25 protein-coding genes and 2 riboswitches are annotated in these 23996 nt (G+C 64.5%); of the genes, 9 read left to right on the forward strand and 16 right to left on the reverse strand.

All coding sequences use genetic code 11. The features are described from left to right. Positions 1–50 precede the first annotated feature (50 nt). The gene (gene ychF / locus FMM02_RS09445) at positions 51–1151 is read right to left on the reverse strand and encodes a redox-regulated ATPase YchF (protein WP_147494602.1); all 1101 of its coding nucleotides are present in this window, start codon (positions 1149–1151) and stop codon (positions 51–53) included. Between the two features lie 134 nt (positions 1152–1285). Between ychF and FMM02_RS09450 the strand changes: the two genes are divergently transcribed. Next, a complete protein-coding gene (locus tag FMM02_RS09450) occupies positions 1286–3058 on the forward strand; it encodes a sensor domain-containing diguanylate cyclase (RefSeq protein WP_147494603.1) in 1773 nt (590 codons plus the stop codon). On the opposite strand, the gene FMM02_RS09455 is transcribed toward FMM02_RS09450, so the two are convergent. The 5 genes from FMM02_RS09455 to FMM02_RS09475 form a co-directional block, all read right to left on the reverse strand. Next, complete coding sequence (locus FMM02_RS09455) at positions 3055–3642, reverse strand: TIGR02466 family protein (protein ID WP_147494604.1); 588 nt, start codon at positions 3640–3642, stop codon at positions 3055–3057. The genes FMM02_RS09450 and FMM02_RS09455 overlap by 4 nt on opposite strands. After that, on the reverse strand, positions 3639–4208 hold the full coding sequence (gene pth, locus FMM02_RS09460) for an aminoacyl-tRNA hydrolase (protein WP_147494605.1): 570 nt from the start codon (positions 4206–4208) through the stop codon (positions 3639–3641). Before pth ends, FMM02_RS09455 begins: the two co-directional genes overlap by 4 nt. 81 nt (positions 4209–4289) lie before the next feature. Next, entirely contained in the window at positions 4290–4973 is a 684-nt protein-coding gene (locus tag FMM02_RS09465; protein WP_147494606.1) for a 50S ribosomal protein L25/general stress protein Ctc, read from the reverse strand. Positions 4974–5082: 109 nt separating this feature from the next. Continuing rightward, complete coding sequence (locus FMM02_RS09470) at positions 5083–5859, reverse strand: TraB/GumN family protein (protein ID WP_187107755.1); 777 nt, start codon at positions 5857–5859, stop codon at positions 5083–5085. 195 nt (positions 5860–6054) lie between these two features. Then, entirely contained in the window at positions 6055–6948 is an 894-nt protein-coding gene (locus FMM02_RS09475; RefSeq protein WP_147494608.1) for a TraB/GumN family protein, read from the reverse strand. A 126-nt stretch (positions 6949–7074) separates the two neighbouring features. On the opposite strand from FMM02_RS09475, the gene FMM02_RS09480 reads away from it, so the two are divergent. Both FMM02_RS09480 and glyS read left to right on the forward strand, forming a co-directional pair. Then, positions 7075–7935 carry a glycine--tRNA ligase subunit alpha gene (locus FMM02_RS09480; protein WP_147494609.1) on the forward strand — a complete coding sequence of 287 codons (861 nt, stop codon included), beginning with the start codon at positions 7075–7077 and terminating at the stop codon, positions 7933–7935. Further along, on the forward strand, positions 7932–10115 hold the full coding sequence (glyS, locus tag FMM02_RS09485; protein WP_147494610.1) for a glycine--tRNA ligase subunit beta: 2184 nt from the start codon (positions 7932–7934) through the stop codon (positions 10113–10115). The genes FMM02_RS09480 and glyS overlap by 4 nt, the downstream gene beginning before the upstream one ends. Here glyS and FMM02_RS09490 read toward each other — a convergent pair. The 8 genes from FMM02_RS09490 to FMM02_RS09525 form a co-directional block, all read right to left on the reverse strand. Next, positions 10112–10369 (reverse strand): hypothetical protein, encoded by a 258-nt coding sequence (locus FMM02_RS09490; RefSeq protein ID WP_147494611.1) that lies wholly within the window; start codon positions 10367–10369, stop codon positions 10112–10114. The two genes, glyS and FMM02_RS09490, sit on opposite strands and share 4 nt — an antisense overlap. A gap of 121 nt (positions 10370–10490) precedes the next feature. Further along, positions 10491–11483 carry a type II secretion system F family protein gene (locus tag FMM02_RS09495; RefSeq protein ID WP_147494612.1) on the reverse strand — a complete coding sequence of 331 codons (993 nt, stop codon included), beginning with the start codon at positions 11481–11483 and terminating at the stop codon, positions 10491–10493. Positions 11484–11495: 12 nt separating this feature from the next. Continuing rightward, a complete protein-coding gene (locus FMM02_RS09500; protein ID WP_147494613.1) occupies positions 11496–12470 on the reverse strand; it encodes a type II secretion system F family protein in 975 nt (324 codons plus the stop codon). A gap of 67 nt (positions 12471–12537) precedes the next feature. After that, positions 12538–13803, reverse strand: a complete 1266-nt coding sequence (locus tag FMM02_RS09505) for a pilus assembly protein CpaE (RefSeq protein WP_147494614.1) — start codon at positions 13801–13803, stop codon at positions 12538–12540. Next, positions 13803–14438 (reverse strand): CpaD family pilus assembly protein, encoded by a 636-nt coding sequence (locus tag FMM02_RS09510; protein WP_147494615.1) that lies wholly within the window; start codon positions 14436–14438, stop codon positions 13803–13805. Before FMM02_RS09510 ends, FMM02_RS09505 begins: the two co-directional genes overlap by 1 nt. Positions 14439–14467: 29 nt before the next feature. Further along, a complete protein-coding gene (locus FMM02_RS09515) occupies positions 14468–15949 on the reverse strand; it encodes a type II and III secretion system protein family protein (RefSeq protein WP_147494616.1) in 1482 nt (493 codons plus the stop codon). A gap of 1 nt (position 15950) precedes the next feature. Next, positions 15951–16964, reverse strand: a complete 1014-nt coding sequence (cpaB, locus tag FMM02_RS09520) for a Flp pilus assembly protein CpaB (RefSeq protein WP_147494617.1) — start codon at positions 16962–16964, stop codon at positions 15951–15953. Positions 16965–17010: 46 nt separating this feature from the next. After that, on the reverse strand, positions 17011–17484 hold the full coding sequence (locus tag FMM02_RS09525; protein WP_246104765.1) for an A24 family peptidase: 474 nt from the start codon (positions 17482–17484) through the stop codon (positions 17011–17013). Positions 17485–17532: 48 nt separating this feature from the next. On the opposite strand from FMM02_RS09525, the gene FMM02_RS09530 reads away from it, so the two are divergent. After that, complete coding sequence (locus tag FMM02_RS09530) at positions 17533–18636, forward strand: NAD(P)/FAD-dependent oxidoreductase (protein ID WP_147494618.1); 1104 nt, start codon at positions 17533–17535, stop codon at positions 18634–18636. Between the two features lie 171 nt (positions 18637–18807). After that, entirely contained in the window at positions 18808–19266 is a 459-nt protein-coding gene (locus tag FMM02_RS09535) for a hypothetical protein (protein ID WP_147494619.1), read from the forward strand. Between the two features lie 46 nt (positions 19267–19312). Here FMM02_RS09535 and rnhA read toward each other — a convergent pair whose 3' ends face one another. Beyond that, a complete protein-coding gene (rnhA, locus tag FMM02_RS09540) occupies positions 19313–19756 on the reverse strand; it encodes a ribonuclease HI (RefSeq protein WP_147494620.1) in 444 nt (147 codons plus the stop codon). Then, positions 19753–20700: a 4-hydroxy-3-methylbut-2-enyl diphosphate reductase gene (gene ispH / locus FMM02_RS09545; RefSeq protein WP_147494621.1), complete on the reverse strand. Its 948-nt coding sequence runs from the start codon at positions 20698–20700 to the stop codon at positions 19753–19755. Before ispH ends, rnhA begins: the two co-directional genes overlap by 4 nt. A 92-nt stretch (positions 20701–20792) precedes the next feature. Here ispH and FMM02_RS09550 point away from each other — a divergent pair, with 92 nt between their 5' ends. The 4 genes from FMM02_RS09550 to FMM02_RS09565 all read left to right on the forward strand — a co-directional run bounded on the left by FMM02_RS09550 (position 20793) and on the right by FMM02_RS09565 (position 23995). Further along, entirely contained in the window at positions 20793–21425 is a 633-nt protein-coding gene (locus FMM02_RS09550) for a hypothetical protein (protein WP_187107756.1), read from the forward strand. A 64-nt stretch (positions 21426–21489) separates the two neighbouring features. Further along, positions 21490–21581, forward strand: a riboswitch (glycine riboswitch). Positions 21582–21585: 4 nt separating this feature from the next. Beyond that, positions 21586–21675: riboswitch (glycine riboswitch) on the forward strand. 66 nt (positions 21676–21741) lie between these two features. Beyond that, positions 21742–22881 (forward strand): glycine cleavage system aminomethyltransferase GcvT, encoded by a 1140-nt coding sequence (gene gcvT, locus FMM02_RS09555; RefSeq protein WP_147494622.1) that lies wholly within the window; start codon positions 21742–21744, stop codon positions 22879–22881. Then, the gene (gcvH, locus tag FMM02_RS09560; RefSeq protein ID WP_147494623.1) at positions 22881–23252 is read left to right on the forward strand and encodes a glycine cleavage system protein GcvH; all 372 of its coding nucleotides are present in this window, start codon (positions 22881–22883) and stop codon (positions 23250–23252) included. Before gcvT ends, gcvH begins: the two co-directional genes overlap by 1 nt. Continuing rightward, complete coding sequence (locus FMM02_RS09565) at positions 23234–23995, forward strand: class I SAM-dependent methyltransferase (protein WP_246104766.1); 762 nt, start codon at positions 23234–23236, stop codon at positions 23993–23995. Before gcvH ends, FMM02_RS09565 begins: the two co-directional genes overlap by 19 nt. The last annotated feature ends 1 nt before the right edge of the window (position 23996 follow it).

Raw genomic sequence — 23996 nt, forward strand, 5'->3', positions numbered from 1 at the left:
TCCAGCCGTCCTTCCCGCGGCCACGGCGGCGCGATGGCCCTCCGCTGCGCTCAGACGTTGAACTTGAAGTGGAGGACGTCGCCGTCCTTCACGATATATTCCTTGCCTTCCTGCCGCAGCTTGCCGGCGTCGCGGGCGCCGGCCTCGCCGTTCAACGCGACATAATCGTCATAGGCAATCGTCTCGGCGCGGATGAAGCCCCGTTCGAAATCGGTGTGGATTTCGCCGGCCGCCTGGGGTGCCCTGCTGCCTTTCTCGACCGTCCAGGCCCGCGCTTCCTTGGGGCCAACGGTGAAAAAGGTGATGAGGTGAAGCAGGTCGTAGCCGGCACGGATGACGCGGGCGAGGCCAGTTTCGTGAAGGCCCATTTCTTCAAGGAAAGCGATACGCTCGTCCATGTCCATGCCGACGAGATCGGATTCGATCGCCGCGGAAACGATGACGGCATTGGCGCCTTCGGCCTTGGCCTTATCGAACACCGCTGCACTGTAGGCATTGCCCTCCGCCGCCTCATCCTCGTTGACGTTACAGACATAGAGCACTGGCTTGGCGGTAATCAGCTGCGCCTGCGCGAAGAGGCGCGCTTCCTCGTCGTCCTTGGGCTGGGTGAGGCGAGCCGGCTTGCCTTCACGCAGCAGCTCCAGTGCCTGGCCGAGGACCGAAGCGGCGATCTTCGATTCCTTGTCGCCCTGCTGTCCCCGCTTGATGAGGTTGGGGACGCGCTTTTCCAGGCTTTCGAGGTCGGACAACAGCAATTCGGTCTCGACCACCTCGGCATCGGCGATCGGGTTCACATGATTGTCGACATGCTGGATGTCGTCATTTTCGAAACAGCGCAGGACATGGACGATGGCATCGACTTCCCGGATGTTACCGAGGAACTGGTTGCCAAGTCCTTCGCCCTTCGATGCGCCCTTCACCAATCCGGCGATGTCGACAAAGGCGAGCTGGGTTGGGATGATTTTGGCGGACGAGGCGATGGCCGCCAGCTTGTCGAGCCGCGGGTCGGGAACCGCGACTTGGCCGACGTTGGGCTCGATCGTGCAAAAAGGGTAGTTGGCGGCCTGCGCCGCCTGCGTTTCTGTCAGCGCGTTGAACAGGGTTGACTTGCCGACGTTGGGCAGGCCGACGATACCGCATTTAAAGCCCATGAAATCTCGATCCTTTTGGTTGCCGAGGCCTCTAGGGCGGCTGGCGGTCAAAAACCAGTGCCCGCCGCCATCGGTCAATGCATCCGTTTTGGTGGCAATTGATCGAAATCCGCCCATTGCGTTAACCACTATCGGTGCATCAGCGCAGGATGCCGCTGGCCAAACCTTCGCTTTCCGATTTGGCGCTCATTGCCGCCTATGCCGCCGCCGCGACGGTGACGATCGGCCTTACCCGCATTGGGGGCGGCGTAGCGATTCTCTGGCTCGCCTCGTCGGTGCTCATCGCCGTCCTCCTGGTCATACCGCGCAGCCGTTGGCCGGTTCCGCTGGCCGGATGCGCGCTGGCCAGCACGCTGGTTACCGGCCTGTTCGGGCTCGGCTGGGCCTTGGCGGTGCCCTTCGCCATTGCCAATATTACCGAGGCTTACGTCGCCGCGCGGCTGTTCCGCCAATATCGCCAGTCGCACGTCCCCTTGGGATCCATGTCCTGGATCCTGCGCTTCATCGTGTGCGTCGGAGTTATTGCCCCCGTCATCGCGGGCCTCATTGCAGCCTCGGCCCTGGCCGTCGCGGGCCGGGACTTTACCTCCAACCTGGCCAATTTCGTCACCGGCCACGGACTCGGCAACATCACCTTCATACCATTGTTCACCATGGTCGTCGGCGGTCGCTTCGCCATGTCGCTTCGCCATTCCTCGGGCCGAAAGCAGGCCGAGGCGGTCGCCTTGCTGTCGCTGGTGCTGGCATCGACCCTGCTCGTGTTCGTGGTAGAGGGCTGGCCGCTGCTGTTCCTACCGCTGCTGCCGCTGATCCTTTTGACCTTTCGGGCCGGTGCGAGCTGGGCCGCCGCGGCAGTAGTGGTGGTGGCAGTCGTCGGCGGCGGACTGACACTGGCGGGATCGGGGCCGATCCAGCTGATCGAAGGGTCGTTATCGACTAAGCTGCAATTCTTCCAACTCTACCTCGCGGCGATGGTCCTGACCGTCTTGCCAGTGGCCGCCGACCTTCGGCATCGCGCCTGGCTTCATCGCGAACTGCGATTGAGCGAAGGCCGGTACCGGCTGCTGGCGGACAATCTCACCGACATCGTCATCCATATGAATGCCGACGGCACGATCCGCTACGCGTCGCCCTCGATCCGCCAGTTGGGCGGCTATGACCCCGAATTACTGGCCGGCCGGCACATCCTTAGCCTGGTGCCGCCCGAATCCCTGCAGCAGGTCAAGGACGGCCATCTGGCGACGCTTGCCGCCCGGGGCGCCACCTACAGCTATCGTCATCTTGCCCGGCTCGCGTCGGGAGAGCTTCGCTGGTTTGAAAGCAATGCCCGGGTGCTGCTAGACGAGCATGGCGAGCAGGAAGGCATATTGAGCGTCGTTCGCGACATTTCGCGGCAGGTGGCGGTCGAGGAACGGATGGAAGCGGCGGCTCTGACCGATCCTCTCACCGGGCTCGGCAACCGCCGAGCGTTCCGCGCGGCGGTCGAACAGCTGATGTCCGATGACGCGATCCGTCCGGTCAGTATCGCCGTGATCGACATCGACCATTTCAAGCGGGTCAACGATGACTATGGTCATGACGCTGGCGATGACGTGCTTCGCACATTCGCCATGGTTGCGCAGGGCGCGGTGCGGCGCAACGACCTGGTCGCGCGGATCGGCGGCGAGGAATTTGCAGTCCTTCTGCCCGGCCTCGACCGGGATGGGGCGATCGCCATTTGCGAACGGATGCGCGTGCAAGTGGCGGAATCGCTTTGCGTGACCAGCGCCGGTCCGGTCCGAATTACGGTCAGCGGCGGTGTCGCGGCGCTGGGTGCCGACGGACTGGACGCGTGCCTTCGCGATGCGGACTCCGCGCTTTATCTCGCCAAGGCAGCCGGCCGCGACCGCATGGCTCTGGCCGCCTAGGCGAAGTTGAAGCTGATGCTGAGCCGTTCGCCCTTGGCGCCGTGCGGACGTACTTCATGGCGGAGCCAGCTTTCCCAAAGTAGCAGCAAGCCAGCCTCTGGCGCCATTTCCACGAAGGGAAGGAGCGTTTCCGGTGCGTCGTCGCGGCGAACCGGGGCAGCCATCATCATCGGCAGGCGCGGGTCCTCGAAGCGGATCGCGCCGCTCTTGGGCGGCACTTCCACATAAAGGGTCCCGCTGAGGACCGCATGGGGGTGGATGTGCGCGGAATGATGGCCGCCGCCCTTGAGGAGGTTGACCCAAAGGCTGTCGAGCTTGGGTTTGACATCCCATGCCAGCGCGCGGGCGAAGGCAGCAGCGTGACGCGTGAGGATGCGCTTCAGTTCATCGAAAGCGGGATCGCGGCGCGGCAAATCGTTGAGCGAGGCGTAGCTGGTATAGCCCTTATAGCCCTTGGCGCGGCTCCAGCGGCGACCGGCCTCGTCATCCTCGGCCAGCATGCGGATCGAATGGGCAAGCTCGACAAGCAGGGGCTCGCCGCCGAGCGACGCCTCGTAGAGCGGGGTGGCGAACAGCAACTTCATGACTGCTGCCTCAGCGCGACGTCACTCATGAAGCGGACCTCGTCGCCCTCGGCCAGCCATCGCGCTTCCGCGGCGATAGCGCCAAGCAGGTCGGCGAGCGCATCCATCTCCGACTTGGCGTAATTGCCGAGCACGTAATTGGTGACCTGGTCCTTGTGCCCGGGATGGCCGATGCCAATCCGCACGCGGCGAAAGTCGGGGCCGAGCGCCGCATTGATCGAGCGGAGGCCATTGTGGCCGGCTAGCCCCCCGCCGGTCCGCACTTTGACCTTCATCGGCGCAAGGTCCAGTTCGTCATGGAAGGCGGTCAGCGCGTCCTCGTCGAGCTTGTAGAAATGCAGCGCCAGCTGAACCGCGTCGCCGCTGACATTCATATAGGTTTGGGGCTTGACGAGCAGTATCCGCTGTTGGCCGATACGCCCTTCGCTGACCAGGCTGCGGAATTTCTTCTGCCACGGGCCGAAGCCATGGAATTCGGCGATGGCATCGAGCGCCATGAAGCCGACGTTGTGGCGGTGCAGCGCATATTGCGCGCCGGGATTTCCAAGGCCTGCCCAGATTTGCATCGATCGAGTCCCTGCCAGCAAAAACGCCCACCCCGCAAGCGGGATGGGCGTTCTTGATCCGTTGCAGGAAGCGAATGAAGCTTAGGCTTCTTCGCCGCCCTCGGCTTCGCCGGCTTCGGCGTCGCCTTCGGCCTCGTCTTCACCGACGGTCGGGACTTCGCCCGCTTCGGTCGAAGTATCGCCTTCTTCGGACTTCATCGCCGACGGGGCGACGACGGTGGCGACGGTGAAGTCGCGGTCGTCGATCGCCGGCTTGGCGCCCTTGGGCAGCGTGACCTGGCTGATGTGGATCGCATCGCCGATCTCCAGACCGGTAAGATCGATGTGGATCTCGTCCGGGATCTCGGCAGCGTCGCAAAGCAGCGCGATGTCGTGCTGGACGACGTTGAGAACGCCGCCACGCTTCAGGCCCGGCGAGGCTTCTTCATTGTCGAAGCGGACCGGGACGTTGACGTTGACCATGGTGTGCGCGCCGATGCGCAGAAAGTCGACGTGGATCGGCCGGCTGGTGACCGGGTGGAAGTCTACCGCCTTCGGCAGGGTGCGGTTGGCCTTGCCGCCAACTTCGACCATGACCACCGAGTTCATGAAGTGGCCGGTGTTCAGCATCTTGGTGAGGAGCTTTTCCTCGACGTGAACCGACATCGGCTCTTTCTTGTCGCCATAGACGACGCAGGGGACCCGGCCTTCGCGGCGCAGTGCACGGGAGGCTCCCTTGCCAGCCCGGTCGCGCGTTTCGGCGGGCAGCGTAAGCTGTTCGCTCATTGTTTGATTTCCTTGTGTTTACGGCTCCGCCACGCCTCCAGGGATGACCATGGGTGAGCCAGCGCGCGCCTATAGGGTCGAGCGCGGCGATTGGCAAGCTGGCGAGGCCTTAGCCGACCCTGGTCGAGGCGATCCCGCGAACCGCGAGCCGCTGTTGGACGCTGTCCTTTCCGGCGAGATGGCCCGACCCGACAGCGACGAATACGATGCCGGGGCGGTCCAGTCGTTCGGCGATCCAGTCGGCCCAGCGGCTGTTGCGGTCGGCGATCAGCATCCGATAGGCGACCGGCGACTTGGCCTCAAACCCGGCGAGCATTGTCGAAAATGCGCCGGTGTCCCCGGCTTTCCACGCCCGAAGTAGGCCGTCCATCGTGACGGGCGGTGATGCGATCGCTGGGACGGGCGGCTGCGCCGCCGCCGCCGTGGGGATGCTGGCAAGTGTCCTCAACTGGTCTTCAAAACGTTCAAGTCCGGCGACGGGTTTTCCGCTGCTTTCGGCGACGCGGCGCAACACCATGTCGGCGCCATGGTCGACCGAAAGGCCTAGCTGCTGCTGGCCGTTGCTGATCGCGGTTCGAGTCTGGGCGATGAAAGCCTTGGGCCGTCCATCGGCTCCGGTAGTCGCCTCCCTTCCGGCGCTGGCGGGATCCGCCGGGGCGACGGTTTCCAGCACAAGCTCGCCCGATCGATCGAAGGCATGGCGGATGCGCTGGTCGAACCAGGCGGTGCGGCCATCGAGCGTGTGAAAGGTTCCGAACAGATAGATTGTCGTATCGGCGTCCTGGATTTTCCACAGGGCCGGCGTGGCGAAACTGACCGGGAGGGCCTGCTGCGGCGCGGGCGGCGCGGGCAGCGCGGGTGCGGCGGCCGAGGCCGCACCGGCCACCACCAAGGCCAGCGCGCCAAGGCCCCTGCCAAAGCCTCTAAAGGGCGCAATAGGCCCGTTAACAATCCCAAATATCGTCACTGGCGACCCCCCGCCGGTTGAGGGTCAAAGTGTTGGCTAATAAGGATTAACCGTCAATCAACGGCGCAGCAGTTGTCCCCAGATTTGCGACGAACCGAGTCGGGGCTGCGGTCATTATTGGACGCGTGTGACTTTCACGCCCTGCTTTTCAAGCATCGAGACCACCGAATGGTCCCCGGCAAGATGTCCGGCGCCGACCGCCACCATCACCGTGCCCGGCTGGTCCATGCGCTGCTTGACCCAGGCCGTCCAATTCAGATTGCGCTTGCGGATCAGGGCATCCATCAGTTCGGGCGCCTCATCGAGCTCGACGTTGAAGCTCTTGGCAATGCCGGCAACATCGCCCTTGATCCATGCGTCGAGCATCCCGCCGAACTCTTTCTTCATCGCCGCCGGGTCGTCGAGCACGCCCTCGAGAAACTTGCGCTGCGCCGCCTCAGACAATGTATCGAAATAACCGAACTGCTCGGCATTGGTTTCCAGCTGCCCGACCGTCTTGCCGCCCTCGGAGAACTGCTTCTTGAGCGCGCTTTCAACGCCGGACCCAGGCTGGAGGCCCAAGTCCTTGAACTGGACGCCAAGCAGCATGAATGCCGCTGCCCAGGTTTCCAGCTTGTCGAATATCGGCGCCGGAAGCCCGGACTTGGCGATCGCCTTCGACAGCGCATCCTTGTGCGCGGCGTCGACCCGATCAGCTAGCGGCGGCAGGCCCGGCGAGACTGCCAGCTTGAACATCTCGCCAACGGTCGCGGCGGGGTTGGTCTCGTCGATCACCGTTTCGATGACGAGCGTGTCCGAAGCGGTGGCGGCGGCATCGAATGCGGGGCTGCGCCATTGGGTGCCGTCGGGCAGCAGATGGATGGTGCCAAACAGATAGATGGTAGTGTCTGCATCGGCGACCTTCCACATCGCAGGCTTGGACTCGGCGACCGCGGGCGCCGCGCAGGCGATCGCGGCAACGGCGCCGGCCCAGGCCAGCTTGCGTTCGAAGCGCTTGAACAAACTCATCACTTTATTCCCTCCAGCCCCACATCAAGGGCAGAGATAGGGACGATCCCCGGCTTCGTCCACTTGCCGAGGCCCTTGCGATGCGCCAAAGCCCGCCAACTGTTTCATGACGGGAAAAGCTGCACCGTGAGCCTGAGCTTCCAGGACCTAATCCTGACCCTGCATCGGTATTGGGGCGACCGGGGATGCATTATCCTCCAGCCTTATGACATGGAGATGGGGGCGGGGACCTTCCATCCGGCAACGGTGCTGCGTGCGCTGGGCCCCGACCCGTGGAATGCGGCCTTCGTCCAGCCATGCCGCCGCCCGACCGACGGCCGCTATGGCGAAAATCCGAACCGGCTTGGCCATTACTACCAGTATCAGGTGATCCTGAAGCCCAGCCCTGCGGACCTGCAGCAGCTCTATCTCGGCTCGCTCGATGCGATCGGGATCGACTCACTGAAGCATGACATTCGTTTCGTTGAGGATGATTGGGAAAGCCCGACGCTTGGCGCCTGGGGGCTTGGCTGGGAAGTGTGGTGCGACGGGATGGAAGTCACCCAGTTCACCTATTTCCAGCAGGTCGGAGGCTTCGACTGCAAGCCGGTGGCGGGCGAGTTGACCTATGGCCTCGAACGGCTGGCGATGTACATCCAGGGGGTCGACAACGTGTTCGCCCTCCGGTTCAACGACGCCGGCGTTAGCTACGGCGACGTGTTCCTCGAAAATGAGCGGCAGATGTCGAAATGGCATTTCGAGGTCGCCGACACCCAATCCCTCTTCGACGGATTCAAAAAGGCAGTCGCGGAGAGTGAGAACAGCCTCAATGCTGGGGTCGCGATCGCCGCCTATGAACAGGCGATCAAGGCCAGCCACATCTTCAATACGCTCCAGGCGCGCGGCGTCATCTCGGTGGCGGAGCGGCAGGCCTATATCGGCCGGGTCCGCGATCTCGCCAAGGGCGCCTGCCAGGCCTGGATGGATTACAAGGGATATGCGGCATGAGCGACCGGCTTGCCTCCGGCGCGACCGAAAATGACGCCGCCGATTTCCTGCTTGAATTGCTCAGCGAGGAAATTCCGGCCCGAATGCAGGCCAAGGCGCGCAACGACCTGGCGCGGATGATGGTCGAGGCGCTGAGCGCGGCCGGGCTGAGCCATGCCGGCGTCGACAATTATTCGACCCCCCGCCGCCTGGCGCTGATCGCACGGGATTTGCCCTTGGCGACGGAAGCGGTACGCGAGGAACTGAAGGGTCCGCGCACCTCCGCCCCGCCGCAGGCGCTCGACGGTTTCCTGCGCAAGACCGGCCTGACCCGGGACCAACTGGAGGATCGCGACGGCACCTGGTTCGCGGTGGTCGACAAGCCGGGTCGATCCACGACGGATGTCCTTGCCGAGGCGGTAACCGCGATCATTCGCGACTTTCCATGGCCCAAGGCGATGCGCTGGGGCGCGGCGTCGCGGTCGGCGGCCTCACTCCGCTGGGTGCGGCCGCTTCATTCGATCGTCGCGCTGCTTGGCGAGAAAATCGTGCCGGTGGCGATCGAGGGTGTGTCGTGCGGAGCCGCCACGCTCGGTCACCGCTTCCACCATCCCGGGCCAATCACCATTGGCGGGGCCCATGACTATGTCGAAAAGCTGCGCGCCTGCCACGTCATCGTCGACCAGGAAGAGCGCGAGGCGATCATCCGCAAGGGCACCTTCGACGCGGCCGAGGATGCCGGCTTCCTGCTGGTTGAGGACGAGGGGCTGGTGGTTGAAAATGCCGGCCTGACCGAGTGGCCGCGCCCGCTGCTCGGGGGGTTCGATCCGGAGTATCTCGACGTCCCCGAGGAAGTGATCCAGCTCACCGCGCGCATCAACCAGAAATATTTCGTGATGCGTTCCCCGGACGGGAAGCTTGCGCCGCACTTTGTCTGCACCGCGAACATCGACGCCAATGACGGCGGCGAAGCGATCGTTGCCGGCAATGAGCGGGTGCTCGCAGCCCGGTTGAGCGACGCGCGCTTTTTCTGGGAGCAGGATTTGAAGCTCGGGCTCGAGGAATTTCTGCCCAAGCTGGAATCGATGCTGTTTTACGAGGGCATGGGTTCACTGCGAGCCAAGGCGGACCGGATGGCCGAGCTTTCAGCCCGGTTGGCGCGGGATTATTTCCCTGAGTGCGATCCCGAGATTGCGCGTCGCGCCGGACTGCTGGCCAAGGCCGACCTTGCAACCGGCATGGTCGGCGAGTTCCCCGAGCTGCAGGGGGTGATGGGCAGCTATTATGCCGACCGGCAGGGCGAGGAGCCGGGCACCGTGGCGGCATTGCGCCAGCAATATGAAGCTTCGGTGGAAGGCCCGGTCGCGGTGTGCGTCGCGCTCGCCGACCGGCTCGATACGCTGGCCGCCTTCTTCGCGCGCGGCATCAAGCCCACCGGATCGAAGGATCCCTTCGCGCTGCGCCGCGCGGCGCTGCAGACGATCCTGACAATCCTTTCGAACGGCACGCGTCTTCGGCTGCAGGCGGCGTTGGAACAGGCCAAGGCCGGGCTTGGCGCCGAAGGCGCTGCGCTCGACGTTTCCGAACTGCTGGCCTTCTTCGCCGACCGCTTGAAGGTGCAGCAGCGCGAAGCCGGGGTTCGCCACGACCTGATCGATGCGGTGTTCGCGCTTGGCGGGGAGGACGACCTGGTCCGGCTGCTGGCGCGGGTCACGGCCTTGCAGGGGTTTGTAACGACCGGGGAGGGGGGTGACCTGCTGGCCGGTTACAAGCGAGCGGCGAACATCCTCAAGAAGGAAAAATGGGACCTGCCCCGGGTTATGACCGGGAAGGGCGAGCAGGGCATTCCGCAGACCGGAGAGGAAGATCCGCTGGTGCTGGTCGAGGAGCCAGCGATCGCCGCGGCAGTGCGCGAAATGGCCACGGGCTCGACCCAGAATGACGACGCCCCGGCGGAAGAAGTGGCGCTGGTTGCGGCACTTGATCGGGCCGAACCCGACGCGGCGAGGGCCGTCGCCGCGGAGGATTTCACCGCCGCAATGACTGCGCTCGCAAGCCTGCGCGCGCCGATCGACGCCTTCTTCGACAAGGTCACGGTCAACGACTCCGATGCCGAAGCCCGCAAGCGTCGCCTGAACCTGCTCGCGCGTTTCCGCGACGCCGTTCACAACGTCGCGGATTTTTCGAAAATCGAAGGCTAGGCGTCCCGCTCGTCGACAACTCCGTCGCGGTTGCGGTCGCCCTTCAGCGCGGCGGCGCGCAGCGAGTCGCGTTCTCGCCATTCGGTTTCCCGTTCCGCATGGATCCGTTCCAGTTCCGCGCGGCGCTCGGCCTCGCTGTTATAGCGCTGTTTCCACTTGCGCCCGCCGCCGGTGAACAGGAAGCCGCCAACCAGCAGGCCGAGGACGAAAACCAGCATCACGATAATCCACTGGTCTGACGTAAATTGCAGCATTTTAAACCCCTGTGAGATGTTGCGACTACCAACCTGTATCTAGGCCAATTCGTTCCCGAAACGAACATCGCCGCCGCTCCCTTCAAGGAACGACGGCGATATCCCGCCCCCGAGGGTAGCGTTATTGCTTGAACAGGTTGTCGCTGATCGAACAGGCGGCCGGCCCGAGGATGACGATGAAAAGGGTCGGCAGGATGAACAGGATCAGCGGCACGGTCATGATCGCGGGCAGGCGAGCCGCCTTTTCCTCGGCGCGCATCATGCGCTCGTTCCGGAATTCGGCCGACAGGACGCGCAGCGCCGAGGCGAGCGGCGTGCCATATTTTTCGGTCTGGATCATGGTCGTGACCACGCCGCGGATGGCCTCGAGGTCGATCCGGGTGGCGAGGTTTTCAAAGGCCTGGCGGCGCTCGGCAAGGAAGCCCAGCTCGATCGCCGTAAGGCCGAATTCATCGCCCAGTTCGGGATAGGCCTTGCCCAATTCCTTGGCGACGCGGTTGAAGGCGGCGTCGACGGTAAGGCCAGCTTCGGCGCAGATCACCAGCAGGTCGAGCGCGTCGGGCAGGCCCTTGCGGACCGCGTCGCTGCGCTTCTTGACCTTGTTGGACAGCCACAGGTCAGGGGCCTTGTAGCTGCCGACCAGGGTGCCGGCGACGGTCGCATATTTCTTGAACCACGACCAATCGGGGAAATAGTCGATGCCATAGATCAGCCCGATCGCGCCGATCCCGAGAAAAACCGGAAGGACGAAGCGGGCAAAGATGATGAAGAATGCCAGGTCCTTGTTGCGGATGCCGGCCTGCATCAGGCGGACCTGGGTCTTTTTGATCTGGTCGTCCTGCAGCATCTTGAAGCTGCTGAGGATGCCGCGCACGCGGTCCGCGGCGACATTCTTGTTGGTCAGTTTCTTGCGCTTGTTGGTCGAGGCAACGATGCCAGCCTTCAACTGCTCGCGCCGTTCGTTGAGCGCCTTCACTCGGCGCGCCATGGGGTCCTTGACCGTCGTCGCGGCGTAGATGGCGACCATCACCGCCAGGGTCGCCACCGCGCTGAGCACGGTTGCAACCCACATGACGTCGACGCCGAGGAGAGTAGGTCCGCTGGGAGGTGCCATCGTCGATTCCGCCTAGATTTCGAAGTTGACCATTTTGGCCATGATAAAAACGCCGATGCCCATCCAGCACAGGCCGCCCAGTCCGGCGATGATCAGCCGCTCGTCGACGAAGAAGCCGCTCATGTAGGCCGGGTTGACCATCCACACGAGCGAGAACACCACGAACGGGAGCGAACCCACGATGTAGGCCGAGGCCTTGGATTCGGAACTCATCGCCTTGATCTTGAGCTTCATCTGGGATCGCTTGCGCAACACGTCAGCAAGGTTTGACAGCGTTTCGGCAAGGTTGCCGCCGGTTTCCCGCTGGATCGCCAAGGTGATGACGAAGAACTGGAATTCGGGCGTGCCGAGGCGGTCCGACGTTTCCTGAAGCGCGGCCTCCATCGTCCGGCCGATTTTCATGCGGTCGGAGACAGCCCGAAATTCCAGTCCGACCGGGCCGGCGATTTCGCTGGCGACGATGCCCAGGGTCTCCGTGATCGGAAGGCCCGAGCGCAGGCCCCGGACCATCAGTTCGATGGCGTCCGGGAAGTTTGCGGTGAACTTGGCGATGCGCCGCTTGATCAGGAAGCCGATCACGAAGTGCGGGACCGCGGTCCCGATGAACAGGCCGGCAAAGAAGGCGAGCAGAAAGGGCGCGCCCTTGATCATCAGCAGGGCCGCGACGAACGCGGCCAAGCCCAGCGACGAGGTCAGATATTTCACGAGCGAGATCGACTTGCCGGTCTGCTCGAGCCGCTTGCGCATGAGCGCCGGGCGAGGGATCAGCGTCGATGCCCAGCTGTCCATCCGGCTTGCGCGCGCGGCCATCAGTTTGCGGATCTGCGCCTGGGCGTTAGCAGCCAGGACGCCGCCTTCGGCGTGGCGCTCCTTGACCAGCTCCATCCGCCGCTTGGCCGACTTCGCCGGATTTGGCCCGCCCAGCGCCTTGCCGCCCATCAGCAAGACCCCGAGGACGCCGACCGCAATGATGATGATATACAACATGATCCGTCCGTTCGTCCTGATGGTTGACCGGGGGAGGCGGGCACTCCCGTCCCCCGGCAACCCTAAGTTACGCGGCCTTGGCTTTCGGCTTGGCCAGCATTGACTTCAGATTGTCGACCAGCGTCTTCCCGCCGGAAGACTTGGTTTCAGCGGTCGCGCCTTCTTCGCTGGCATGGCTCAGGACCATGTTCGACAGCTGGGTGTAGGGCGCGGCCATCTTGCCTGTGGCGATCTCCGCCATCGGCTTCCCGAGCTTCGCCGCCTGCGCTGCGACCTTGCGGTCTTCAGGGAAGACGATGTCGACACTTCGTTCGATTGACTGTTCGAAATCCTTCTTGGTGATTTCCAGTGCTCCGCCGGTCGAGACGCGGTTGGCCGCGACGATGACCTTGGTTTGCGGGGCATTGGATTTCAGCCAGGCGAGGACTCGAATGGTATCGCGCGTCGCCGCCAGCGTCAGTTCGCTGACGATCACCGCGACATGGGCGTCATGCACCATGTGCGGATATTGGATCAGCATCTGCCGTGGCAGGTCGAGAACGGTCGATTCGAAGGCGTTCTTCATTTCTTCCTGAAGCTGGAAGAAGGCCGTGCCGTCGGTGATCAGCGGCTGGTGGAGCGGAGCCTCGGCCGACAGGACCGAGAGCCGCTCGTTGGCGCGGATCATTGCCCGTTCGATGAACAGGCCGTCGATCCGGCTCGGGTTCTCGATCGCGTCGGTAAGGCCGCGGCCAGGTTCCAGATCCAGCGCCAGGGCGCCGGTCCCGAAGTGGACGTCAAGGTCGAGAAGCGCGGTCGAGCGGTTGGCCTTTTCGCCGAGCAGCCAAGCCAGGCTGGTAGCGATGGTCGAAGCTCCGACGCCGCCGCGAACGCCGATAACGGCAGTCATGACATGCGGCTTGTCCGCCTGCGCTTCGCCGCGCGGCCCCGACAGGATGGCCTGGGCATGGGCGAAGGTGTCGCGCAGTTGGTCGACCGTGAACGGCTTCAGCAGATAATCATGGATGCCGCTGGCGACGAGGTCACGGTAAAGCCGGACATCGTTGACCTGGCCCGCAGCGATCACCACCGTCCCGGGTTCGCAAACCTCGGCTAGCGCGTTGATATCGTTGAGGGGGTCGGCCGATTCCGAAAGGTCGACGAACAGGATCGTCGGGCTTGCCGAAACCGATAGCGACTGGACCGCGTTGCGCAGGCCGCCTTTATTGACCTTCTCGGGCGACCAGCCATGCTCGACCGCAACCGGACGCAGCATGTCGGCCGTGGCCTCGTCACAGACGAAGGCGGTGAAGGGGTCTCGCAGACCTGCTCGTGCCTGGAACGGAGCGTTCATCACTGGCCATCCTTCTTGGTGTTGACTTCCTGCAGGCCCTTCGTCCCGGTCGGCGGAGCCGCACGGTAGGAACGGACGGCCTTGCTTGCAGTCTGGGCATCACCGACGACGCTGCCTTCGCGCCCGTGGACCAAGTCCTCGGGATTGGCGACCATCGCGGCGAGGTTGCTGTTCACACCGCAACCGAAGTTGGACATGGTGGCATTGTCGAAATTGGGGTTCGACGGGACCGACCAGTTAGGGCAGTTGGGCACATGGGCGCGGGTGCGGCTGACCACCACCCGGACCGATCCTGGAGGAACGGCGGACGCGGTGACCGGTGCACCGTCGCTGACCATCATGCCGTAATTGCCGGCAAGCCGGGCGACATCGCCGCGGGCGCCATAGGCATAGGCGCCATCGACATAAATCGAGTCGCCATAGCCAAGGTTGAGCGACTGGAACCAACCGTCGAGGCGGGCGGCCTCAGACGGCGCCAGCGACCCGTCGGGCGCGGCCGCGTCAAACACGAACTGGGTTCGCGCAACCACGGGGACATTCACCGAGGAAACGCCGCGAGGGGCCGCTTCCGGGGCATGCTGGCTGCAGCCGGCAAGCGCGGCGGCGAGGGCCAGGAGAGCGAAATGACAGCGCATCGTCTGTTCCTTCCTTTGCGCGGAGCCGGTCACAGCTTGAAGCCGGGGCTGGCGGTTGCGGAGCTTCCCGCGGCAGCGCCGCTGAGCGCCGGAGCGGGAGAGGCCGGGACCGGACGCGGGCTCGTGCCCATGTAGGTCTGGCCCTCAAGCACCATGTCGCCCATCGTCGGGGCACGGTAGCCGTCGGTCGGCAGCGCCATTTGGCCCGAGATCGGGCGCACCAGGTACGGCGTGACGACGATCACCAATTCGGTCTCGGCCCGCTTGTAGCTGGTCGACCGGAACAGGGCGCCGAGGATGGGGATGTCCCCCAGGAATGGTGCCTTGCTGATGTCATTGGTGTTGGTGTTGCGCAGCAAGCCGGCAATCATGAACGATTGGCCCGAGCCAAGCTCGACCGTCGTTTCGGCGCGGCGCGTGGTTAGTGCTGGGACAAGGACGTCGCCGAACTTGACCGAGCCTTCGTTGCTGAGTTCGCTGACTTCCGGCCGGACACGCATCGAGATGCGGCCGTCAGCCAGGACGATCGGCGTGAAGGCCAGGCCGACGCCATACTGCTTGTATTCGATCGTCACCGAGCCGAGGCCCTGCGACACCGGGATCGGGAATTCGCCACCGGCGAGGAAGCTGGCGGTTTCACCGGACAGTGCGGTCAAGTTCGGTTCGGCGAGGATGCTGACCAGGCCGTCCTTGGCAGCAAGATCGAGCGCGCTGGCAATATCGAGGCCGAACAGCTTCCCGGCAGCGCCGAGCGTGGTACCGCCGGTCACCAGCGGGTTGACACCGAAGCCGCCACCGACGCTGGTGACCGAGCCGCGAGTGCCCTGACCGATGCCGAACTGGAAGCCACTGGTGGTGTCCGCCGAGAAGAGGTTCACGCCAACCTGCTTCAGGTAGCTGCGGTTCACTTCCGCGATCCGCACGCGCAGGTTAACCTGCAGCGGCGTCGCGGTGCGCAGCCGGTTGACCGGAACGATCTTCAGCATCGCGCCGGGCTGCGAAGTATCGACTCCCGGGTTAAGCGCGGAGCGGACCAGCGCTTCGGCCTGCGCCGCATCCTCGGGGGAGGCGACGGTGCCGTTGATGACCGCCATTTGACCGACCGTGGTTACCGTGATGTTCGATTCCGGCATGGCCGCCCGAAGCATCTGGTTGACCGAGGTGATATTCTGGCTGACGCGGATATTGGTCGCGTAGACCACCGACCCGTTCGCGGACGTCGCGATGACCGTGGCCTCGCCGGCGTCCTTGCCGAACAGGTTGATCTGCCGCGGGTTCGTCACATGGACGTCGGCCACGTTCGGGTTAGAGGTCCAGACGTCGCTGACGCTGGCTGGCAGCGACACCATCTGGCCTTCGCCGACCGAAAGCAGCACCTGCCCGCTGGGCTTGAAGGTACCGGCCGGACGAGCCAGCGCGGGGGAAGCGACGGCGATGTTGCCGAGGCCCAGGGCCAGCGCGGCCAGGGCAGTGCCCAGCTTGGCACGGCGGCGGATGTTGGTGCTGGTCATCTTAGCGAGCTCCCACGGGAACGACGGTGACAGTGTTGCCGCGGGCGACGCGGACGGTCGGACCGGCCGGGACCCCCGGCGAGCCCGTACCGGCGGCAGCCGGGGCTGCAGGCGCGTCCGAACCAACCTTGGCGGGGATGCTGCGGCGCTGGAAGCGCGACACATCACCACCTGTCACGAATGTCGTATTGTTGTCGGCCGGGCGGTTGGCGACAGCGAGCAGCATTTGCCGCTCCTGTGCCGCGCTGACACCTGCCGGGACTCTGACCTCACCCGAAGCGACAGCGCGCTCGAGCTCAGCCGCATTGTCGGCGATCGAGCGAAGGGCGAGGCTCAGCTTACCCATCGACTGCGACACGGCGATCTTTTCGGCAATCCGCGGGGTCGCTTCAAGCGTGACCGTGTCGGCCTTGGTGGCCTCGATCTTGCCGTCTTCGGTCTTGCCGTCGATCTTCTGGTCGATGGCGAGAACGCGAATGTTGCGGACGACGGTTTCAGAAACCTTGAGCGGCGGACCTTCCCCGCCCCCGACAATGTCCTGGGTCAGAACAAGATCGACCCGGTCACCCGGAAAGACGAAGCCGCCCACGCCCGAGGTTTCCTTGTCGAGGGGGATGGTGACCGCACGCATGCCCGGGCCAAGCGCAGCAGCAAGGAAGCCGCGGTCGCCAGGTCCGACGAGCGCGCCGCGAGTAAGCGGCTGACCGGCGGTAACCGGATTGCGTACCACGGTTCCGATCAGCTTTTGCATATCGGCGTCGGCCGAGCCTTCGGTGTAGTAGGCGTTCTGCACCAATTCCTTGGGCCAGGCCTGGAAGGCAAGGCTTTCGGCATCGATGATGGTGCCAACCGGAAGAGCCTTTCGCGCAACCAGGACTTTCGGTCCCAGCGGCACGACAGGTGCGGCATTGGCCTGTTCGGCCCCCGCTCCGGTGAACATGTTTTTGGCCATAACCGCGGTAACCACCGCAATGACCAGCGCTCCGATGAGCAGCGCAACTTTCTTCACGTCCATGGCGAACACGCCTCCCCTAAAGGGTCCCCTCAATGATCACTGACCATCAGGCAAAATGGTTAAGAAAGCGTTGGGCGAGTAACCATGCTGCGCCCAACGCGATGGCGACGCCGTACGGAACCTCCGGACGGCCGGTTTTCCGGCGCGCGCGGTGCACCCCGACGACGATAAGAGTCAGCGCTCCGCCGACGATCGACATGATGATGATCAGCATCAAAACTTCGATCGGAGCGAACCACAGGGCGAGGGCGCCGGCGAGCTTGACGTCGCCTCCGCCCATCGCGCCGATGTAAAATGCGCCTGCGAATAGCAGGAATACGGCGATCGCCACGGCGACACGGATCGCCGCGTCGGGCCAGATCGGCAGGCCGACTGCCCACCAGCTCAACGGCGCCATCAGCGCGATGGCGGCGTTGAGGCGGTCAGAGATGGTGTAGGTCCGAACGTCCTGGATCGCGATCCAGAGGAGCATCGCGGCCAGAAGGCCATACAGGACAAGGGTGAATCCGCTGTTCATCATGCGCCACCCCTAGACGGCGCGCCTTTCCAAACCGTAACCAACGCGACGATGGAGCGCGTCGATGTCCTGATTGTCGGTGGCGGGATCGCCGGAGCCAGCCTCGGCGCGAGGCTCGCGGCGGACATGCGCGTCCTGATCATCGAGGCGGAGGAGCAATGCGGCCGCCATGCCACTGGGCGCTCCGCCGCATTCTGGCAGGCAAGCCTTGGCGGCGACAGCGCCGAGCGGCGATTGAGCCTGGCTTCCCGGCCGATGTTCGAAGCTGGCTGGCCGGGCAGTACGGTTCCGCTGCTCCGGCCGCGCGGCGCGCTGCACCTGACCGGGCCATGCGGCGAAGAGTTCGAGGAGGCCGGCTCCCTCGCCGGAAGCGACCTGCCGATCCGGGTCGAGCGCGCCGAACTCGACGCGCTGGTCCCGGGCCTTCGCGCGCAATGGACCGGGGCCTGGTACGAGGCGAGCTGCGCCGACATCGAAGTGGCGGCGTTCCACCAGGCGTGCCTGGCCACGGTCCGGCAAAAAGGTGGCGCGGTGCGGACCGACTCCGCTTTATTGTCGGCCCGACGCGGCGCCGCGCAGTGGATTGTCGAAACCAGCGCCGGAGCGATCGAAGCCGGCGTGTTGGTCGACGCGGCGGGCGCCTGGGGCGACCAGGTGGCGGAGCGGGCCGGTGTCAAACCGGTCGGCCTGCAGGCGATGCGGCGAACCGTTGCGCAGCTGCGCATCGGCCGCACAGGACTTCGCGACTTGCCGTTCGTCACTGACAGCCACCAAAGCTTCTATTTCAAGGGCGAGACAGACAATAGCGTCTGGGTTTGCCCGCTCGACGAGACACCGGTCGAGCCGTGCGACACTGCCGCCGAGGAGTTGGACGTGGCCATCGCCATCGACCGGTTTGAGAAGGCGGTCGACTGGCCGGTGGAGGCGGTCGAGCATAAATGGGCGGGCCTCAGGACCTTTGCCCCAGACCGGAAGATGAAGTTCGGTTTCGATCCTGAGGTCGAGGGATTTTTCTGGTGCGTCGGGCAGGGCGGCATGGGAATCCAGACTGCGCCTGCGGCGTCGCTACTGTGCGCCAATCTCATCCGCAGCGCAGCCCCGTCGGCCGCACTTGCCGACATCAGCGCGACCGATTTCGTGGTCGGCAATCGCTGACATCGCGCCGTCAGGCGCAACCCGATGTTGTTAAATATTCTTAAAAAACCTTGTCATTAATCAAAAATAAGCGCCAGTCAGTGCGGGGGGCGATTTTCTGATCCCGAGGAGCTTTGGCCGCCATCGCGGACCACCGGCTAGTGGACGCTCGCCCAAGGAAAGGAACCTCGTATGAAAAAGCAGTTTCTGGCCATTGGCCTGGCCGTAGCCCTGTCGGCTCCCGCCGCCGCGCAGTTGAAGCCCTACCAAGACTATACCGTCAGCGATTCCGTATCGACCGTGACCACCGTCAAGGTAAAGGAGAATATGGTCGAGGACTATCTGCAGGGTATCCGCAACACCTGGGTAGCCAGCAATGAGGTGGCCAAGAAGCTGGGCCATATGCAAAGCTATAACGTCTATGTCAGCGACATGCCGAACGGAGGCGACTTCAACGTCATGCTGGTCACCACCTTCGCTAATACTAGCGATCTTGGGCCCAACAAGGCCCGCTATGACGCATTCATGAAGGCTTGGGGGACCGCGAACGAAGCCGCGACAAGAAGCACGACGACCAGCGTCTATCCGAACATCCGGTCGATCACCGGCGAATATATGATGCGGGAAGTGAGCTTCCTGCCGAAGCGGTAACCAGTTTGCGGGGCGAGGCTGACCCTCGCCCCCCGATCTTTGTTTGCTAGCGCCGGGCCTCGGCCTCGGCGCATGCGAGCGCGTCGGCGCGTTCATTCTCGGGATGGCCGGCATGGCCCTTGACCCAGTGCCAATCGATCCGATGCGGGGCCGTGGCGTCGAGCAGCGCCTGCCATAGCTCGGCATTCTTGACCGGTTTCCGGTCGGCGGTCTTCCAGCCGTTGCGGCGCCAGCCGTGGATCCACTTAGTGATCCCGTCGCGCACATAATTGCTGTCGGTGGTCAGCTGCACCCGGCACGGCCGTTTCAGCGCTTTCAGTGCTTCGATCGCGGCCATCAGCTCCATGCGGTTATTGGTCGTCGGCGATTCTCCGCCGGAAAGCTCACGCTCCCGGTCCCCGAAGCGCAAGACCGCGCCCCAGCCGCCCGGTCCCGGATTGCCTTTGCATGCGCCGTCAGTAAAAATCTCGACCTCGGGTAGGTCCATCAGGCAACCAGCTTGCGGGGCAGCTTGAAAATCATATTCTCGACCGTGTGTTCGGCGATCGTCTCGGTGACCGCGAATCGCTCGGCCAGCGCGTCGACCACTTCACGCACCAGTATCTCCGGAGCCGACGCCCCGGCGGTGAGGCCGATTGCGCGAGGCTGGCCAATCCAATCCCAATCGATATCGGCGGCCCGCTGGATAAGCCGGGCGGGAACATTCTGGCGCTCGGCGACTTCGGCCAGCCGAAGCGAATTGCTACTAGTCGGCGAGCCGATCACGAGCACGCGTTCGCACTCCAGGGCGATCGCCTTTACTGCCGCCTGGCGGTTGGAAGTGGCGTAGCAAATATCCTCGCTGCGCGGGACCTCGATCGCGGGAAAGCGGGTCTTTAATGCGTCGACGATGGCCTGCGTATCGTCGACCGACAGCGTCGTCTGGGTGAGGAACGACAGGTTTAGCGGATCGGCAATGTCGATCTTCGCCACGTCCTGGACCGTTTCGATCAGGGTCATCGACCCTTCGGGAACCTGGCCGAAGGTACCGATCACCTCCGGGTGGCCGGCGTGCCCGATAAAGAGAATGTGCCGCCCGGCCCTGATCAGCCGCTCGGCCTGACGGTGGACCTTACTCACCAGCGGGCAAGTCGCGTCGAGATAGTCGAGCCCGCGCGCTTCCGCGTTGGCCGGAACGACCTTGGGCACGCCATGCGCGGAAAAGACCACCGGCCGCCCGTCGGGGACCTCGTCCAGTTCCTTGACGAACACCGCGCCCATGCCGCGCAGCCGGTCGACCACGAACTGGTTATGGACGATCTCGTGCCGGACATAGACCGGCGGTCCATAACGCTCGATCGTCAGCTCGACGATGCGGATGGCGCGGTCGACACCGGCGCAGAAGCCGCGCGGGGCGGCAATCAACAGGTGGAGCGGGGGCTTGGCAGAGGCCATGGCGGCGCATGTAAGCGATTGCTTGCAGCCAGCCAAGGCGCTTCCTATGAACGAGCCAACATTGCATCCTGCGTTTGAAGGAACAGATCATCGTGAAGCGCCGCCTTTCCGCCGTTGCCCTGATTCTCCTGGCCGCGGCCTGCTCGCGTGAGGGCGAGGTCGCGCAGGGCGGCATTTACGTCACCCGTTCGATGTGCCCGCAGGTCGGCATTCCGGCGGCCACCGGGGACATCACCCTGTTCGATCCGTCGAATCGCACCGATGCCGCCGCGATCGACGTGTCCGCTGCTATCACCAATGTCCGTTCGACCTGCGACGATACAGGTGGCGAGATTATTTCGACGGCGACCTTCGACGTGGTCGCGACCCGCGGCGACCGGGGTGCTGCGCGCAGCGTCGTCCTGCCCTTCTTCACTGTCGCGATGCAGGGCGGCACCGACGTGGTTGCCAAGCAGGTAGGCAATGTCGCGCTGAACTTCGCCGCAGGAAGCCAGCGCGCGCAAACCTCCAGCCAGGCAACTATCCGCGTTTCGCGGGCCGCGGCAACGCTTCCCGAAGACGTGCGCCGCGAACTGACACGCGAGCGGCGTTCGGGCGACGCGGACGCAGCGATCGATCCGCTTTCCGATCCCAAGGTCCGCGACGCCGTTGCACGAGCGACCTTCGAACATCTGATCGGCTTCCAATTGACCCAGGACCAGCTGCGCTACAACGCAACGCGCTGATTGACTCTATCGCGGCTGGCGGTCAGAGCGGCCTCGTCATCCGTCGGGGTTTCGGTCCTGGTGGAAGGCTAGCGCGGGAGAGACCCCGGTTCGACCGGGGCGCCGAAGGAGCAACCGCCCCCGGAATCTCTCAGGCTGAAGGACCGCGCCTGGCCGACGCTCTGGAAAGCGTTCCTGTACAAGCAGGGACCACCGAAGGGGTAACTCTGGCCTCGCGGCTGGAGGAAAGCTCTCAGGTCGCCGCGACAGAAGGGGGCCCGAATTGCAAGCGGGAGCGGGCGACCGTTCGCGCGGCGGGCTTTCGAAAGGCGAGCGGATGACGGAATCGACGGACAATTTGGCCACTCTGCCGCTTGACGGCTGGCATCGCGCGCGCGGCGCGCGGATGGTTCCGTTCGCGGGTTATGACATGGCGGTCCAGTATGAAGGCATCATGGCCGAACATCTGTGGACCCGGAACCACGCCGGTCTGTTCGACGTCAGTCATATGGGCCAGTTGTTGCTGACCGGCACCGGCGTCGCCGAGGCGCTCGAAACGCTGTTGCCCGGTGACATCATCGGCCTGAAGCCCGGTCGAATCCGCTATTCCCTGCTGCTCGACGACAAAGGCGGAGTGATTGACGACCTGATGGTCACCAACGTCACCCCCGAGGGCGGAGACGAGGCCTATTATATGGTCGTCAACGGGGCGACCAAATATGGAGACATCGCCGACCTTGAGGAGCGGTTGCCGGCGCGGGTGAAGCTGGAACATCTCACTGACCGCGCGCTGCTGGCGTTGCAGGGGCCGGAGGCCGCGGCGGTGATCGACTCGCTGTTTCCCGGCGTTGGCGACGCACTGAGCTTCATGCAGGGCACTTCCCGCGATTGGGAGGGCGTGGCCTTGGGCTTCGGCCGGTCGGGCTATACTGGCGAGGACGGATTCGAACTGTCGGTGCCCGCGACGCATGCCGAGAAGCTGGCGAATCTGCTGATCGCCGATCAGCGGGTCAGGCCAATCGGCCTTGGTGCGCGCGATTCGCTGCGGCTCGAAGCGGGATTGCCGCTCTACGGCCACGACCTTGATTGCGACACCACGCCGGTCATGGCCGGCCTCACCTTCGCCATCGCCAAGCGCCGCCGCGAACAGGGCGGCTTTGCCGGGGCGGAGCGGATTCTTGGCCAGCTCGCCGACGGCCCGCCGCAAAAGCGCGTCGGCCTCCTCGTCGAGGGGCGCCAGCCGGTGCGCGAGGGCGCGCTGGTGCTCGACCGGGAAGGCAATGAGATCGGCAGGGTTACCAGCGGCGGCCATTCGCCCTCGCTTGGCCGGCCAATCGCCATGGCCTATGTCGCGACGGCGTTGGCCGAGGAGGGCACCGCGCTCACGCTCGAACAGCGCGGCAAGCTGTTCCAGGCCTCGGTCACGCCGATGCCCTTCGTCCCCCACCGCTACCACCGCAAGCAGGGAGCTGCGTAATGAGCCTTTATTTCACCAAGGAGCATGAATGGATCCGCGTCGAAGGCGACGTGGCGACCGTTGGCATTTCTGACCATGCGCAGCAGGCGCTTGGTGATATTGTTTTCGCCGAGGTTCCCGATGCGGGCCGTTCGCTCGCCAAGGGCGATGACGCCGCCGTGGTCGAATCGGTCAAGGCCGCGAGCGACGTGTATGCGCCGGTCGCCGGCGAAGTCGTCGAGGGCAACGGCGCGCTGGCCGACGACCCCTCGCTGATCAACCGCGACCCGGAGGGCGAGGGCTGGTTCTTCAAGTTGAAGCTGGCCGACGAGAGTGAGCTGGCAGGGCTGATGAGCGAAGCCGACTATCGCGAGTGGGTGAAGACGCTCTGACCGACGTTCCCGCCTCGACCTCGCAATGGGACGCGGCCGACTATGCCCGCATCGGCGGCTTCGTGCCCGAGCTGGGGCAGGCGGCGCTCGACCTGCTGGCGCCAAGGTCCGGGGAGCATATTCTCGATGTCGGCTGCGGCGACGGGACTCTGACGCTCAAGATCAAGCAGGCCGGCGCGGATGTCGTGGGGATCGACAACAGCCTGTCGATGGTCGCCTCGGCCAAGGCCAAGGGACTCGATGCCCGGCTGATGGACGCGGCGGATCTGAAGTTCGGCGAAGCGTTCGACGCGGCCTTTTCCAACGCCACGCTGCATTGGGTTCTTGCCAAGGAACGGGCGGCGCGGGCGATCTGGTTCGCGTTGAAGCCCGGCGGGCGCTTTGCCGGGGAAATGGGCGGGGAGGGCAACCTGGCCCGGCTTCGCGAGGCGCTCGACAATGAGCTTGTGCTGCGCGGCTTTGGCCCGCCGACCTATGCTTCCAACTGGTATCCGACGCCTGAGGAATTCATTGCCGTCTACGAACAGGCCGGGTTCAAGGACATCGACGCCCGGCTTATCGAGCGGCCGACCGAGCTGGCCCATGGCGTCGCCGCATGGGTGCTCACCTTCCGCGCCGGCTGGCTCGACCGTGCGGGGGTGCCGCACGAGGAGCGCCAGCCGATCGCTGATGCCGTCGCCGATACGGTCGGCAGCACTATCGCGGACTATGTCCGCCTCCGCTTCATCATGAGGAAGCCCTGAC

The organism is Sphingomonas xanthus (assembly GCF_007998985.1).
Taxonomy (GTDB): Bacteria; Pseudomonadota; Alphaproteobacteria; order Sphingomonadales; family Sphingomonadaceae; genus Sphingomicrobium; species Sphingomicrobium xanthum.